General features: G+C 72.8%; 13 protein-coding genes and 1 pseudogene. 6 read left to right on the forward strand and 8 right to left on the reverse strand.

Going from position 1 to position 14697, the window contains the following annotated elements:
- Positions 1-181: 181 nt before the first annotated feature.
- The 3 genes from ACZ49B_RS07960 to ACZ49B_RS07970 are packed head-to-tail and all read left to right on the forward strand — an operon-like array spanning position 182 to position 3041.
- The gene (locus tag ACZ49B_RS07960; protein WP_468301725.1) at positions 182-1051 is read left to right on the forward strand and encodes a YndJ family protein; all 870 of its coding nucleotides are present in this window, start codon (positions 182-184) and stop codon (positions 1049-1051) included.
- Entirely contained in the window at positions 1048-1581 is a 534-nt protein-coding gene (locus ACZ49B_RS07965; protein ID WP_468301728.1) for a DUF1990 family protein, read from the forward strand. The genes ACZ49B_RS07960 and ACZ49B_RS07965 overlap by 4 nt, the downstream gene beginning before the upstream one ends.
- 20 nt (positions 1582-1601) lie before the next feature.
- Positions 1602-3041 carry a lipase maturation factor family protein gene (locus ACZ49B_RS07970; protein WP_468301731.1) on the forward strand — a complete coding sequence of 480 codons (1440 nt, stop codon included), beginning with the start codon at positions 1602-1604 and terminating at the stop codon, positions 3039-3041.
- On the opposite strand, the gene ACZ49B_RS07975 is transcribed toward ACZ49B_RS07970, so the two are convergent.
- Positions 3027-4010 (reverse strand): NAD-dependent epimerase/dehydratase family protein, encoded by a 984-nt coding sequence (locus ACZ49B_RS07975; protein WP_468301734.1) that lies wholly within the window; start codon positions 4008-4010, stop codon positions 3027-3029. The genes ACZ49B_RS07970 and ACZ49B_RS07975 overlap by 15 nt on opposite strands.
- Positions 4011-4178: 168 nt before the next feature.
- Entirely contained in the window at positions 4179-4355 is a 177-nt protein-coding gene (locus ACZ49B_RS07980) for a hypothetical protein (protein ID WP_468301737.1), read from the reverse strand.
- 343 nt (positions 4356-4698) lie between these two features.
- On the opposite strand from ACZ49B_RS07980, the gene ACZ49B_RS07985 reads away from it, so the two are divergent.
- The gene (locus ACZ49B_RS07985; protein ID WP_468302447.1) at positions 4699-5226 is read left to right on the forward strand and encodes an HD domain-containing protein; all 528 of its coding nucleotides are present in this window, start codon (positions 4699-4701) and stop codon (positions 5224-5226) included.
- 108 nt (positions 5227-5334) lie between these two features.
- Here ACZ49B_RS07985 and ACZ49B_RS07990 read toward each other — a convergent pair whose 3' ends face one another.
- The gene (locus ACZ49B_RS07990; protein WP_468301739.1) at positions 5335-6828 is read right to left on the reverse strand and encodes an SDR family NAD(P)-dependent oxidoreductase; all 1494 of its coding nucleotides are present in this window, start codon (positions 6826-6828) and stop codon (positions 5335-5337) included.
- A 246-nt stretch (positions 6829-7074) separates the two neighbouring features.
- On the opposite strand from ACZ49B_RS07990, the pseudogene ACZ49B_RS07995 reads away from it, so the two are divergent.
- Positions 7075-7887: pseudogene (locus ACZ49B_RS07995) on the forward strand (DMT family transporter); the annotation flags it as partial.
- A gap of 24 nt (positions 7888-7911) precedes the next feature.
- On the opposite strand, the gene ACZ49B_RS08000 reads toward ACZ49B_RS07995, so the two are convergent.
- Positions 7912-9171, reverse strand: a complete 1260-nt coding sequence (locus tag ACZ49B_RS08000) for a transglycosylase family protein (protein WP_468301742.1) — start codon at positions 9169-9171, stop codon at positions 7912-7914.
- Positions 9172-9356: 185 nt separating this feature from the next.
- Here ACZ49B_RS08000 and gndA point away from each other — a divergent pair, with 185 nt between their 5' ends.
- Positions 9357-10799: an NADP-dependent phosphogluconate dehydrogenase gene (gndA, locus tag ACZ49B_RS08005; protein ID WP_468301744.1), complete on the forward strand. Its 1443-nt coding sequence runs from the start codon at positions 9357-9359 to the stop codon at positions 10797-10799.
- Between the two features lie 441 nt (positions 10800-11240).
- Here the strand turns inward: gndA and ACZ49B_RS08010 are convergent, their stop codons facing one another.
- The 4 genes from ACZ49B_RS08010 to panD are packed head-to-tail and all read right to left on the reverse strand — an operon-like array spanning position 11241 to position 14529.
- Positions 11241-13013 carry an FG-GAP-like repeat-containing protein gene (locus tag ACZ49B_RS08010; RefSeq protein ID WP_468301747.1) on the reverse strand — a complete coding sequence of 591 codons (1773 nt, stop codon included), beginning with the start codon at positions 13011-13013 and terminating at the stop codon, positions 11241-11243.
- A gap of 19 nt (positions 13014-13032) precedes the next feature.
- Positions 13033-13746: an aspartate/glutamate racemase family protein gene (locus tag ACZ49B_RS08015; RefSeq protein ID WP_468301750.1), complete on the reverse strand. Its 714-nt coding sequence runs from the start codon at positions 13744-13746 to the stop codon at positions 13033-13035.
- Positions 13740-14093 carry a GNAT family N-acetyltransferase gene (locus ACZ49B_RS08020; protein ID WP_468301752.1) on the reverse strand — a complete coding sequence of 118 codons (354 nt, stop codon included), beginning with the start codon at positions 14091-14093 and terminating at the stop codon, positions 13740-13742. Before ACZ49B_RS08020 ends, ACZ49B_RS08015 begins: the two co-directional genes overlap by 7 nt.
- A gap of 16 nt (positions 14094-14109) precedes the next feature.
- Complete coding sequence (gene panD / locus ACZ49B_RS08025; protein ID WP_132754471.1) at positions 14110-14529, reverse strand: aspartate 1-decarboxylase; 420 nt, start codon at positions 14527-14529, stop codon at positions 14110-14112.
- Positions 14530-14697: the final 168 nt, after the last annotated feature.

Consider the following 14697-nt stretch of genomic DNA (forward strand, 5'->3'; position numbering starts at 1 on the left):
TGTATCTCCCTTTTCGCCCCGGTTGCTCCCTCTTGTCTGCCGCATCCGCGGGAGGGCCGCAACCGGAGCGCCGGGACGGGAGCAGGACGAGGTCTTGAACATGTTCAAGGAACCTCGTAGGGTCACGACCGTGAGTTGAACGCGTTCAAAGCGTTCGGCCGCGTCCGGAGGGGAGTCCGCGGTGGCGGTACTGGTGCATCTGATCGCCACCCTGGGCATGCTCTACGTCGTCCCCGCCGGCCTGCGCCTGATCGACCCGGCCGGGCTGCGCGGGATCGCACGGATCTGGCCCCTGCTCGCCGCCCCCGGGGCCCTGTGCCTGTGGCTGCCGCGCGGAACGGCTGCGACCGTGCTCGCCGCACTGTACGCCGCGGCCACCCTGGCGCTCGCCGCCCGGGCCCCGGCCCGGCTGCCGCGGACCCTGCGGACGCCGGCCGCCGGAACCTCCCGCACGCCCGCGCCGGCCGAGATCGCCGTGTTCACCGCCCTGGTCTCACCGTCGGTCGCCGGGACCGCCCTCGTCGCCGAGCGCGCCGGGTACCGGCTGTTCGGCTTCGACCTGGACATCCTGGCGCTGACCGTGCCGCACTTCCACTTCGCCGGGTTCACGGCCGCCCTGGTCGCCGGGCTGGTGTGCCGGGCGGCCACGCCCGCGCACGGCACGGCACTGTCGCGCTGGGCCGCGTACAGCGTCCCTGCCGGGACCCTGCTGGTCCTCCTCGGCTACTTCGTGGACGACTGGGCGGAGCTGGCGGGCACGGTCGTGCTGACCGGCGGGATGTGGGCGGTGGCCCTGCTGACCTGGCGGGAGATCCGGCCCTCCGCCGGGGACCGCACCACCGGGGCGCTGCTCGCGACCTCGGCCGCGGTCCTGGTGGTCACGATGCTGCTCGCCCTGTGGTGGGCGGCCGGCGAGGCGACCGGGATCACGCACCCCACCCTGACCTGGATGGCCGCCACCCACGGCCTCGGCAACGCGCTCGGTTTCGCCCTGTGCTCGGTACTGGCCTGGCGCCGGCTGACCGTCGACCGAATGGAGATCACGCCATGACCCGCCTCATCAGCGACGGCCGTGACACCGTCAACTACCCCGACCGCGGGGCGACGCGGCGGCGGCCGCTGCCCGCCGGATACCACCACCTGCACCACCGCACCCGGATCGGCCACGGGCAGGCCGTCTTCGAGGCCGCCGGGACCGCCGTCACCACCTTCGGAGCCCACCGGGCCTCGGGCATGCTGGTCCGGGCCGGGCACGGCGCCGTCCGGGCGGGGAGCCGGGTGGTGGTCGGGATCGGCTTCGGACCACTGCGGATCGACGCCCCGTGCGAGGTGCTCTGGACCTCCTACGAACCCCACCGGGTCGGTTTCGCGTACGGGACGCTCACCGGCCACCCGGAGTGCGGCGAGGAGTCCTTCATGGTGCACCGGGACCCGGACGGCACGGTGTGGTTCGAGGTGACCGCCTTCAGCCGGCCGGCCGCCTGGTACACCCGGCTCGCCGGCCCGGTGATCCCCTTCCTCCAGCTGCGCTACGCCCGCCGGCTGGGCCGCACCGTGCGCAAGCTGGCCGCCGCGGCCTGATCCGCCCGATACTGGAAGCGATGGACTGGTTCACGGCGCCCGGTTACTGGCTGGGCCGGCTGGTCTTCCAGCGGGCCCTCGCCGGCGTCTACCTCTTCGCCTTCGTCGCGGCCGCCCTGCAGTTCCGGGCACTGATCGGGGCGCACGGCATGCTGCCCGTGCCGCGCTATGTGCGGTACGTGCCGTTCAAACACGCCCCGAGCCTGTTCCAACTGCGCTACTCGGACCGGCTCTTCGCCTGCTGCGCCTGGGCGGGGGCTGCCGTGGCCGCAGCTCTGGCCGCGGGGGCCGGGGACCTCGTTCCGCTGGGTGCGGCCATGGGGATGTGGGCGCTGCTGTGGCTGCTGTACCTGTCGGTCGTGAACGTGGGGCAGACCTGGTACTCCTTCGGCTGGGAGTCGCTTCTGCTGGAGGTGGGCTTCCTGGCGGTCTTCCTCGGCAATGCGCAGGTCGGGCCACCGGTGCTGGTGCTGTGGCTGCTGCGCTGGGTGGTGTTCCGGGTGGAGTTCGGCGCGGGGCTGATCAAGATGCGCGGGGACTCGTGCTGGCGCGAGCTGACCTGCCTCTACTACCACCACGAGACGCAGCCGATGCCGGGGCCGCTGAGCTGGTTCTTCCACCATCTGCCGAGGCCGCTGCACCGGGTGGAGTGCGCGGCCAACCACGTGACCCAACTGGTGGTGCCGGTGCTGCTGTTCACTCCGCAGCCGGTGGCCTCGTACGCGGCCGGGATCATCGTGGCGACGCAGCTGTGGCTGGTGCTGTCGGGCAACTTCGCCTGGCTGAACTGGATCACCATCACGGCGGCCCTGCCGGCGGTCGACTTCACGGGGCTCGCCGGGCCGCCGCCGGCCGCCGCGTCGCGCCCGGCGCCCGTCTGGTTCGCGGTCCTGGTGTGTGCGGTGACCGTGCTGGTGCTGGTGCTGAGCCGGCATCCGGTGATCAACATGGTCTCGCGGCGCCAGGTGATGAACCGCTCCTTCGACCCCCTGCACCTGGTCAACACGTACGGGGCCTTCGGCACGGTGGGCCGGATCCGGGACGAGGTGGTGGTCGAGGGCACCGCGGACCGGGTGCCGCGGGAGGACGGGGCGTGGCGGGAGTACGGGTTCAAGGGCAAACCGGGTGATCTGCGCCGGATGCCGGGCCAGTTCGCCCCGTACCATCTGCGGCTGGACTGGCTGATGTGGTTCGCGGCGCTCTCCCCCGGCTATGCGCGGGACTGGTTCGGGCCGTTCGTGGAGCGGCTGCTGGCGGGCGACCGGGACACGCTGCGGCTGATCCGCCACAACCCGTTCCCGGACGCCCCGCCCGTGTACGTGCGGGCCAGGCTGTACCGCTACCGGTTCACCACCTGGCGGGAGCTGCGCGAGACGGGCGCCTGGTGGCACCGCAGGCTGCTGCGCGAGTACCTCCCGCCGACCCGCCTCGCCGAGGCCTCCTGGTCAGAGCCCGAGTAGCGCGGCCTCCCGCTCGGGCGCGAGCCCCTTGGTCGAGCGGTCCGGGCGCAGGGGCGCCTCGCCTCCGATGGAGGACAGCCAGGTCCAGGTGTCGGCCACGGTCTCCTCGACGGGTCGGCACACCAGTCCCGCCGCCAGGGCCTTGCCGACGTCGGCACGGAACATGTAGTCGTGGGCCTCGCCCTCCGGGATCCACACGGGCAGTTCGGTCCAGGGCTCGATGCCGGCCGCCTCGAGGGTGGCGGCGTCCGTCCAGCGGGGTTCGGCGACGCCCCCGGCCGCGGCGACGCAGGCGTCGAGGAAGCCGCCCATCGTGGCGTGGCCGGGCGGGGAGACCAGGTTGTAGGCACCGCCGAGGCCGGCCTCGGCGGCGTCGAGGGTCCAGCGGGCGAGGTCGCGCACGTCGATGTACTGGATCGGCAGGTCGCGGGGGCCGGGGGCGAGGAACGGGCCGCTGCGCGCGACGCGGGTCAGCCACCAGGGCAGCCGGCCGACGTTCTCGTACGGGCCGAGGATCAGGCCGGCGCGCACCAGCAGGGCGCGCTCCCCGAGAGCGGCCTCGGCGGCGAGTTCACCGCCGCGCTTGTCCTCGGCGTAGGCGACGGAGTCGGCATCGGGCGAGCCCTCCACGAGGGGGCCCTCCTCGTCGAGCCCCGCGGGGGCCGGGTAGGCGTACACGGAACGGGTGGAGATGTACGCGTACCGTCCCACCCGGCCCGCGAGCAGCCGGGCGCTGTCGCGCACGGCGGTCGGGGCGCCGCCCCAGGTGTCGACGACCAGGTCCCACGCGCCCGTGGCGAGGGCGTCCAGGCCCCCGGGTGCGGTGCGGTCGCCGTGCAGGGCGGAGGTGCCCGGCGGCGGCGCGTGCTGGCCGCGGTGGAAGACGGTGACCTCCCAGCCCCGGGCCAGGGCGTCCTCGGTGATCGCGCGTCCGACGAATTCGGTACCGCCCAGCATCAGTAGCTTCATGCGGGCCAGCGTGCTGGAGCCGGAGGGCGGCCGGAAGTCTTGATCGCCGACAGCGATGACGCTCAGGGCGTACGGCCGACGGGAACCCCTCCGGAGTCCCGCACGGTCGGCGCAGCACCGCGCCCCCGTCACCGGTCGGCTCGGGGGCGCTGCGTGGCGTCGTGGGGACTAATCGATGCCGGGCAGGATGTGGGACTCCGCCAGGTCGTCTTCGTAGCCCGCGAGCCGGATGGGGGCGGACCGGGCCCAGACTTCGAGGCTGCCGAGCTCGTCGGTCTGGGGGCGGACCCGCCCTGCGGGGCGCTCTCCCAGCGTCTCGTCGGACTTCGTCGTCGTGTCTGTCACCGCGCACTCCTTTGTGTCGCGTAACCCGGAGGGCGAGCCGCGCGCCGGGCACAAGGGATAAAGGGTTTCCGGACGCGGTGGCGCCTTGGTGGAGCGTGGCCTGGATGCGGCCGTCTTGTGCCACTCAGAGTACACATATGAGCGCGTCCCTGCTCAATAGACTGGCAAAATCCACTCGACGGCTTGATTTCTCCGCGAGTTCAGGACGTCGTACGCCGATGTGTCCGTGACGGGTGGTCTGCTCGACCGCAGCAGCACGACTGGAGTACGGGCGGCGGAAGGAGCGGCGGTGGCGAGGTCCGGAGTGCCGGAGGTGCCGAGGGTCGACAGCATCGAGGAGCTGATGGAGCTGCTGCTCGCGTGCCGCGGGGCGTGGGACACGCCCGACCGCAGCGGAGACCCGGTCGATCTGCACGATCATGGGCTCCAGACTGCTGCACTGCTGCGCCGCTCGCATCCGTTCGACAAGGAGCTCCAGGTCGCCGGACTCGTCCACGACCTGGGTCATCTGCTCTTCCCGGGAGACGACGCGGGCCACGCCGACCATGCGGCGGAGGCCATCCGTCCGCTGCTCGGGGAACGGGTGGCCCGGCTGGTACGGCTGCACGTGCCGGCCAAGCGCCATCTGGCGGCCGTGGAGCCCGATCGGGTGCTGTCCCCGCAGAGCGCGCTGACGCTGCGCGCGCAGGGCGGCCTGATGGACGGGGCGGAGGTCCGCGCCTTCGCCGCCGACCCCGATGCAGAGGCGGCCGTGACGTTGCGCCAAGCGGATGACGCGGGCAAGGTCGTCGGGCTCGACGCGGGCGTGATGGAGGACTGGCGTCCGGTCCTGGAGCTGGTGGCGGCGAGGGCGTACGAGCGCACGCCGTGAAACGACCGTGCCCCGGCCCCCTCGAGAGGGGTGCCGGGGCACGGTCGTACGGCAGGCGGTGACGCGGGGCGGCGGGCCCCGGCGGCGGCGCGTGGCCGCCCGGGCCGGCTACCAGTTGGCCGGCGCGTAGTCCTTGAGGAAGACGCCGTACAGGTCCTCGCCGGCCTCGCCGCGGACGACGGGGTCGTAGACCCGGGCCGCACCGTCGACCAGGTCGAGGGGGGCGTGGAAGCCCTCCTCGGCCAGGCGCAGCTTGTCGAAGTGCGGGCGCTCGTCGGTGATCCAGCCGGTGTCGACCGAGGTCATGAGGATGCGGTCGGTCTGGAACATCTCCTGGCCGCTGGTGCGCGTCACCATGTTCATCGCGGCCTTGGCGGCGTTGGTGTTCGGGTGCCCCGCGCCCTTGTAACCGCGGCTGAACACGCCTTCCATCGCCGAGACGTTGACCACGTACGCCCGCCCGCTGGACGCCCTGCGGGCGGCCTCGGCCATCGCCGGCCGGAGCGCGCTGATCAGGATGAACGGCGACGTGTAGTTGCACAGCTGGGTCTCGAGCAGCTCCACCGGGGAGATCTGGTCGATGGTCTGCACCCACGTGTTGGTCTCGACGACGTCGGGCAGCAGGCCGCCCGCGTCGATGGCGGTGCCGTCGAGGTGCCGTTCGATGCTGGCGTTGCCCGCGACCAGGGCGAGGTCGGCGACCTTCTGCGCGTCGAGCCCGCTCACGCCGACGGGCAGCGCCGCCAGGCCGTCGACCGCGCCGGAGTTGAACGCGCCGATGACGTGGTGGGCGGGGAGCTCGCCGGCCGGCAGCGGGGCGCTCTCCCCCTCGACCAGCGCGGCGTACGCGCTGGGCAGGCGGCGCACGGTCTGCGTCGCGTTGTTGATCAGGATGTCGAGCGGACCGGCCTCGGCCACCTGGTCGGCGAGCGCCACGGCCTGGGCCGGGTCGCGCAGGTCGAGTCCGACGACCTCCAGGCGGTGCATCCAGTCCGCCGAGTCGTCCATCGCCTTGAAGCGGCGGATGGCGTCCTTGGGGAAGCGGGTGGTGATCGTCGTGTGGGCGCCGTCGCGCAGCAGCCGCAGCGCGATGTACATGCCGATCTTCGCCCGGCCGCCGGTGAGCAGCGCGCGCTTGCCGGCGAGGTCGGCGCGGGCCTCGCGCTTGGCCCGGTTCTCGGCGGCGCAGTCCTGACAGAGCTGGTGGTAGAAGTAGTCGACCTCGACGTAGCGCGTCTTGCAGATGTAGCAGGAGCGCGGGCGCTGGAGTATCCCGGCGATCCGGCCGGCCTCCGTGACCGAGGAAGGCAGGATGCCCTCGGTCTCGTCGTCGATGCGCTCGGCGGAGCCCGTCGCGGTGGCCTCGGTGACGGCCTTGTCGTTGGCGGTCTTGGCGGCGCGGCGCTCCTGGCGGCGGCGCTGCTTGACCGTGCGGTAGAGGCCCGCGGTGGCACGGCGTACGGTGATGGCGTCCGGGTGGTCGACGTCGAGCTTGTCGAGCTCGTCCAGCACGCTGAGGCAGAGGGCCAGCCGGTCGGGGTCGATGCCCGGCCCGTAGCCGTGGTCGTCCCCGGTCACGTGGTTGTCTTCGGTCACCGTCATGGCCGCTGCCGTTCCTTGATCACTCGTCCGCCACCGCCTGCTGCGGAAGTCCCCAAAACCGCCACTGTACGGATCCGACGCGCCGGGAACCAAACCCGTCCTCCCGCGTATCACGCACCGCGACAGGGCCGTCACCTTGGGCAGGGACCGACCGGCCTGTACTCCTTTCGGAGTATGCCCAAGGTATGACTGGTGACCACCTGTAGGAGGAGGAATAGGCAGCTCAGGTCGGGCATTGTGGAATTCATGAGTGCCCTAGCGCTGTCGGTCCTGCTCTGCCTGGTGTCCGCCGTCGCGTACGCGGGCGGCGCGATCGTCCAGGAACAGGTCGCGGCGAGCACCCCGGACCGCCCGTACGCGCCGCTGCGCCGGGCGGGCTGGTGGTGCGCGGTCGGGCTGAACGGCCTGGGCGCCCTGCTGCACGTGGTGGCCCTCGCGTACGGACCGCTCAGCCTGGTGCAGCCGCTCGGCGCGCTGACCATCGTCTTCGCGCTGCCGATGGCGGCGGTCCTCGTACACCGGCGGGCGGGTGCGGCGGCCTGGCGCGGCGCGGTGCTGGCCACGGTCGGACTGGCCGGGCTGCTGGCGCTGACCGGTGGGGACGCGGACACGGAGCAGCCGCTGGCGGGCGGGGAGCGGAGCCTGCTGCTGATCGTCACCGGGGCCGGGGTGGCCGTGCTCTTCGTGGCGGCGCACCGCATGCACCGCCCGGTGCTGCGCAGTGTGCTGCTGGCGGCCGCGGCGGGTACGGCCTTCGGCATGGCCTCCGTGTTCACCAAGTCGGTGGCCGAGGACTTCTCCCCGGGCGCGCTCGGCCCGCTGTGGCCCGACTTGGCGGCGATCGCCGTCCTGGCCTCCGGCGGACTGCTGCTTTCCCAGGCGGCCTACCGGGGCGCGGGGCTGACCGCACCGCTGGCCACGGTGACGGTGGTGAACCCGGTGGTCGCGGCGGCGGTCGGCATCTCCGTGTTCGACGAGGGCTTCCGGTACGGGGCGGCGGGCACGGCGGCGGCACTGGCGAGCGCCGTGCTGGCGGCGGCCGGCCTGATCCTGCTCACGGTCGTGCCGCCGCACGTACGGGGGTCAGATGCCGACGCCGCGGCCGCGGAGGTACTTCAGCGGGTCGATGTCGGAGCCGTAGCCGGGGGACGTGCGGATCTCGAAGTGGAGGTGCGGTCCGCTGGTGTTGCCGGTGGAACCGGAACGGCCGATCCGCTGGCCGCCCGAGACCTGCTGCCCGGCCTTGATGCCGAGCGCCGACAGGTGCGCGTACTGGGAGTACCGGCCGTCGGCGTGCCGGATGACGACCTGGTAGCCGTACGCACCGGCCCAGCCGGCGGAGACGACCTCGCCGGGGCCGACGGCCTTGACGGAGGTCCCGGTGGCCACCGGGAAGTCGACGCCCGTGTGGTAGCCGCTGGACCAGGAGGAACCCGCGACGCGGTACGAGGTGCCGATGGCGGCGTCCACGGGGGCGACGAAGCCGCCCGAGGCGGGCTTCTGCTGCACTGAGGCGGGTGCGGGGGCGGGCTTCTCGGCAGGCTTCTCCGCCGGTTTTTCGGCGGGTTTTTCGGCGGGCTTCTGCGCCGGCTTCTGCGCGTTCGGCTCCACGGGCTTGACCGGCTCGGCCGTCCGCGGCGGCTTCTCGGGGTTCTGCGCGGGCGGGGCCGGAGCGGCGGTGACGCGCAGGGTGAGCCGCTGACCCGGGAAGATCAGGTTCGGGTTGCCGCCCACGGTGGCCCGGTTCGTCTCGTACAGCGCCTGCCAGCCGCCCTCGACGTGCTGGCTCGTGGCGATCGCCGAGAGGGAGTCGCCGGGCGCGACCACGTACGGGTTCGGCAGGACCGAAGTCCCGGTCGGGCGGGGCGTGGTGGTCTGCGGGGCGGCGGGCTTCGCCTCCTGGACCTGTACCTGGACCTTCACGCCCTGGCCCTGGCCCTGCGGGGAGACGGCGGGCGCCGGGCCGCTGCGCGAGAGCCCGGCCTGCTTCCCGCAGACCGGCCAGGCCTGCGGGCCCTGTCCCTTGAGGACCTTCTCGGCGACCGCGATCTGCTGGTCCTTGGTGGCCTGGTCGGCGCGGGCGGCGTACGCGGTGCCGCCGAAGGCGCGCCACGTGCTCTGGCTGAACTGGAGTCCGCCGTAGTAACCGTTGCCGGTGTTGATGTGCCAGTTGTTGGTGGACTCGCAGTCGGCGACCTTGTTCCACGTGTCCACCGAGGCGGCGTGGGCGGTTCCGGCACCGATCAGAGGAAGTGCGAGCCCGGCGCCACCGGCGGTGACGGCGAGCGAGGCGCGGTTGATGCTGCTCGGCTGGTACCGGCGGTGCCGACCCCGTACACCCATGGGAGCCCCCATTGAAGACATCAGGAACCGCACAACCTAACGGCGCGATCAGAGCATGACAAGGGGCGCAACAGGGCGCACCTTCGCGGAAGTTGACAAGCTTTCGCATGGCGTGGGATCTGCCGGTATATCTGCCCGTGTAGCGTCGCTTTGACCCGCACATCGAAGCACTCAGGAGCGCATGCATGAGCAGCACGGCCCAGATCGGTGTCACCGGGCTCGCGGTGATGGGAAGCAACCTCGCCCGGAACTTCGCCCGCAACGGCTACACCGTCGCCGTCCACAACCGGACGGCCGCGAAGACCACCGCGCTGGTGGAGGAGTTCGGGCACGAGGGGAGCTTCCTCGCCGCCGAGTCCGCCAAGGAGTTCGTGGACGCGCTGGAGCGGCCGCGCCGTCTGATCGTCATGGTGAAGGCCGGGGATCCGACCGATGCGGTGATCCGCGAGTTCGCCCCGCTGCTGGAGCCGGGCGACGTCGTCATCGACGGCGGCAACGCGCACTTCGAGGACACCCGGCGGCGTGAGAAGGAGCTGCGCGAGCAGGGCATCCACTTCGTGGGTGCGGGCATCTCGGGCGGTGAGGAGGGCGCGCTGCTCGGCCCGAGCATCATGCCGGGCGGCTCGGCGGAGTCGTACGCGTCCCTCGGTCCGATGCTGGAGAAGATCGCGGCGAAGGCCGAGGACGGTACGCCGTGCGTCTCGCACGTCGGCCCCGACGGCGCCGGACACTTCGTCAAGATGGTGCACAACGGCATCGAGTACGCCGACATGCAGCTCATCGCCGAGGCCTACCACCTGCTGCGGGAGGTCGCCGGCTACTCCCCCGCGAAGATCGCGGAGACGTTCCGGGCGTGGAACCGGGGCCGGCTGGACTCGTACCTGATCGAGATCACGGCGGAGGTGCTCGCCCACACGGACGCCGAGACCGGGCGCCCGTTCGTCGACGTCGTGGCCGACGCGGCCGAGCAGAAGGGCACCGGCCGCTGGACCGTGCAGATCGCGCTGGACCTGGGCGTGCCGGTGTCGGGTATCGCGGAGGCGGTCTTCGCCCGGTCGGTTTCGGGCCACGCGGAGCTGCGTACGGCTGCCCGTGGGCTCGCGGGCCCGGCGGCCGCGCCGCTGTCGGCGGAGGCGGCGGACGCGTTCGCCGCCCGGGTGGAGCAGGCGCTGTACGCCTCGAAGATCGTCTCGTACACGCAGGGCTTCCACCAGATCCTGGCGGGCAGCGAGGAGTACGGCTGGGGCGTGGACCCGGGCGCGGTGGCCTCGCTGTGGCGGGGCGGCTGCATCATCCGGGCAGCTTTCCTGGACCGGATCCGCACGGCGTACGACGCGCAGCCGGACCTGCCGAGCCTGCTGGCGGACGCGGGCTTCGCGCAGGAGATCGGCGCGGCCCAGGACGACTGGCGGGAGGCCCTGGCGGCGGCGGTGCGCCACGGCATCCCGGCCCCGGCGTTCGCGGCCTCACTGGCGTACTACGACGCGCTGCGCGCGGAGCGGCTCCCGGCGGCCCTCACCCAGGGCCAGCGGGACTTCTTCGGGGCGCACACCTACCGGCGCACCGACCGCGAGGGCTCGTTCCACACCCTCTGGAGCGGCGACCGCTCCGAGGTCCGTACTCCCTGATCCTGCCAGACCCCACCGGCCAGACGAGACTTTGACGACACCCCCTAGCTCCGGGCGGCTCGGCTCCGCGCCCGGTCCCGGCTCAGCGGTCCCGGCTGAGCGGCCCGGGCTGCGGGATCGGCGCGGGCCCGGGCGGCGGCGGCACCGGATCGGGCTCGGGCACCGGCGCGGGTACGGGCGGCACCGGCCGTGGGATGGGCTCGGGGTCGGGGAACGGATGCGGCTCGGGCGGGGGCGGCACGGGATCCGGCCCGGGGGCGGGCGGCTGCGTCATCTCAACGTTTCGCACCATAAGCCCCACCTTCCCCGGATCCGCCCGGGTACGCCCGGTGGACGGGGCAGACAAGTGACCACCACTCCCGCCCCACCGGCTCTCCCCACGCAGAACGGCGCCCCCGGCAGCGAGAAGCCGCCGGGGGCACCGTCGTGCGCGCGCCGGGATCAGCCGCCGGAAACGGGGCTCCCGTCGAGGCCCGTGGCGGTACCGCGGAAGGCCACGACCTTCCCGTCGGCCGCGACGGCCCACAGGTCCGCCAGGCCGTCGCCGGTGAGGTCACCGCTCGATCCGAGGACCGGATAGGCCGCCTGGGCGATGCCCGAGGCGATCTTCACCCGGTTCGCGGACACACCCCAGCCGGCGGGGTCGAGCTTGCCGTCGGCGCCCTTGACGCCGAACACGGTGAACACATCGCCCGAGGCGTCGTCGCGCAGCCACAGGTCGGCGACGCCGTCACCGTTGGTGTCGCCCGGCACGACCGCCGTGTGCGTGTCCCAGTCGGCGCCGCCGACCAGGACGGGCGGGGCCACGTCGAGGAGGCTCATGCCGTTGCCGTAGTACGCCCACAGCTCCTTGCCCTGCTTCACCAGCAGGTCGGGAGTGCCGTCCGCGTTGAGGTCGCCCGCGTCGACGATGCCCTCGGCGTCGTGCCAGTGGTCGTCGGCGGTCTCGCAGCCGAGGTCGGGGTCGGCTACCGGGCAGCCGACGGTCAGTTCGACGCGGTCGTCCCGGACGACACCGTTGCCGGGGTTCGGGTAGACCCAGAGCATGTTCTTCCGCGCGGCCTCGTTGTACTCCATCACCACGAGGTCGTTGTGGCCGCTGCCGGACCAGTCGCCGCTCGCCACGACCTTGGCGCCGGCGGCGAGGCTGATCCCGCCGTCGACGGCCGGTGCGAAGGTGCCGTCACCGCGGCCGGCGGAGAACCGCAGCCGCCCGTCGGCGCCGAGGCTCCACACGTCGCGCAGGCCGTCGCCGTTGAGATCTCCGGCGCGGTCGGGGCCGCCGGGGCGCTTGTTCGCGTAGAACAGGTAGGTCGCGGTGTCGGAGCGGTTGCCGGCCTTATCGACGCTGTAGGCGTAGACGGAGTGCGGACCTTCCGACTGCGGCGTCAGGGATGCGGAGACGCCGGGCGCCACCGTGACCTCCGCGGGCGCGAAGTCCGTCCAGTAGACGACCTTCTCGATGTTCGCGGCGCCGCCCACGCCGAAGGTGAACGTTCCTGCGGTGCCCTCCGTGCCGGTCTGCGCGGGCCAGCCGTTCCTGCCGTCCGGGTACTCGGCCGAGGCGATCACCGGCGAAGCGGGGCGGGCCACGTCCGCGTCGAGCTTGACGCTCGTCGGCGCGAAGCGCTTCCAGGCACCGGTGTCGGACTCGTTCGCGGCGAAGAGGCCGACGGTGACGGTGGCCAGGTTCTTCGCCGCCGCCTCCTTGATCAGCGCGGTCGCGTCGAAGACGATCTCGCCGGCGGCGCAGTCCGGGCGGCCCTTCGCGGCGCTCACCGTGGACAACTTGACGCCCTTGGCGGGCTGCTTGTTCCAGGTGGTCGCGGCGGACACGGCGCCCGTGCTCCACAGCTCGACCGGCTTCGCCGTGCAGGACGGCGCGCCGGTGTTGCCGATCCGGAAGGTGGCGGAGTTCACCGTGGCGCCCTTGAGGCGGGAGGTGTCCAGCTGGACGTACGAACGGGTCAGCCCCTGGGCGGAGGGACCCTCGTTGCCGACCCGGAGGTCCTCCGCGGCCTTCCAGTACGAGCGGGCGGGGTACTTCTTGGACACGTGCGTCCAGGCCTGCGCGGCGACGGGAGCCTCCCCCGCACCCGCGACGCGCGCGGCCGGCCCCGCGGCCGCGGCCGCGGGCGCCGATATGACGGCCCCGGTCACGGCCAGACCGCTGACCAGGGCCAATGAGACGGCGCCCGCTCTCTTCTTGTGCATGTACGACTCCAGATGTTGATCAGTTCGGCGCGATCCTAGCCGCGAGATCAACATCCGGGTACGCATGAACGGGCTCTTGACGGGCTGCCTGGACGGCGGCCGCGAGGCCCGGCGCCGGGCTGGCGAGGAGGGGGGTGCGCGTCGTGGTCAGAGGGGTGGCTCCGGCCATCGAGGCCTGGGCCAGGACGATGACGTCCGCGTCCGTGACGGCGTCGGCCGCCTCGGCCACGAGGTCGAGGGAGCCGGCGGTGTCCCCCGCCGCGAAGCGGTCCCAGGCCCCGGCGACCAGATGCGTACGGACCGACACCGCGCGGCCGGCCCGCTCCGCCTCCTGCGCCACGAGGGCGACGGTCGGGGCCAGCGTCGACTCCACGGTGGCCAGGACCACGATGCGCGGGCCGGTGCGGACGGCCTCGGCCGCCATCGGGCGGTCGACGCGGAGCACCGGGACGCCCAGTTCGGGGGCGAGGGACTCCGCGACGCCGCCGATGCTCGAGCAGGTGACGAGGACCGGGTCGCCGGAGCCGGCCAGCAGGGCCCGCAGGTCCGGAGCCACCGAGTCCGGGTCCTGCGTACGGGCCCGCTCCAGCAGCTCCGGCACCACGAGGTGGCGCAGCACGGCGCCGGGGTGGTCCCGGTCCCGCAGGGCGTCGAAGACCGGCACGTGGACCGGCGAGGTGTGCAGCAGCGTCAGGCTCGTCGGACCCGTCGCGCCCGACGGGCCGGTCACCACAGGTCGGGGCTCGCGTCCAGCTGCGCCTTCGCCGCCGCGACGACCCCGGCCGGTGCCTCGGGCGCCTGGTCGGGGTGGCGGGCGGCCCAGCTCGCCGCGTACGGGCACAGCGGAACCACCGGTACGCCCTCGGCGGCGGCGATCCCGTAGAAGCCCTTCACCAGGTCCCCGGCGATCCCCCGCCCTTCGTGCCCGGGCTCGACGATGGTGTGCACCGCCACCAGGGCGCGGGGCGCCGCGTCGAGCACGAAGTACGCGATGAGGCCGACCACCTCACCGTCCTCGACGGCGAGCAGCCGTCCGGCCTTGCGATCGTCCTTGAACTCGATGGCCCCGGTCTGCGACATGGTCCCCGAACTCCCCTCAGACAGCCACCGCGTGGGGGCTGCGCTCCTGGTCCGTACCCGGCACCGGGGCGGACGGGTCCGCGCCCAGTTCGATGATGCGGTTGTCCGCGTCGACGTGCACGACGCGGGGCTTCAACGCCCGTGCCTCGGCGTCCTCGACCTGCGCGTAGCTGATCAGGATGACGAGGTCCCCGGGGTGTACGAGGTGTGCGGCGGCGCCGTTGATCCCGATGACCCCGGAACCGCGCTCGCCCTCGATGACGTACGTCTCCAGCCGCGCCCCGTTGGTGATGTCCACGATGTGGACGAGCTCCCCGGGCAGCAGATCCGCCGCATCGAGCAGATCGGCGTCGATGGTCACGGACCCGACGTAGTGCAGGTCGGCCTGGGTGACCGTGGCCCGGTGGATCTTGGACTTGAACATGGTGCGAAGCATGCGAATACTCCCGGTATGTCTGCTCCCTGCCTGCTCATCGCAGGTCAAGGGCGGTCCCCGGAGCCTACAACGATTCGCCTCGTCGGTCAGCTGTCCCCAGGTCTTCCACGCTGCACCGCCGGACCGTCGCGCCCGCTGCCGACCGCGCGCAGAGGTTAGAAGATGGAT

This window comes from Streptomyces sp. NPDC031132, from assembly GCF_055570595.1.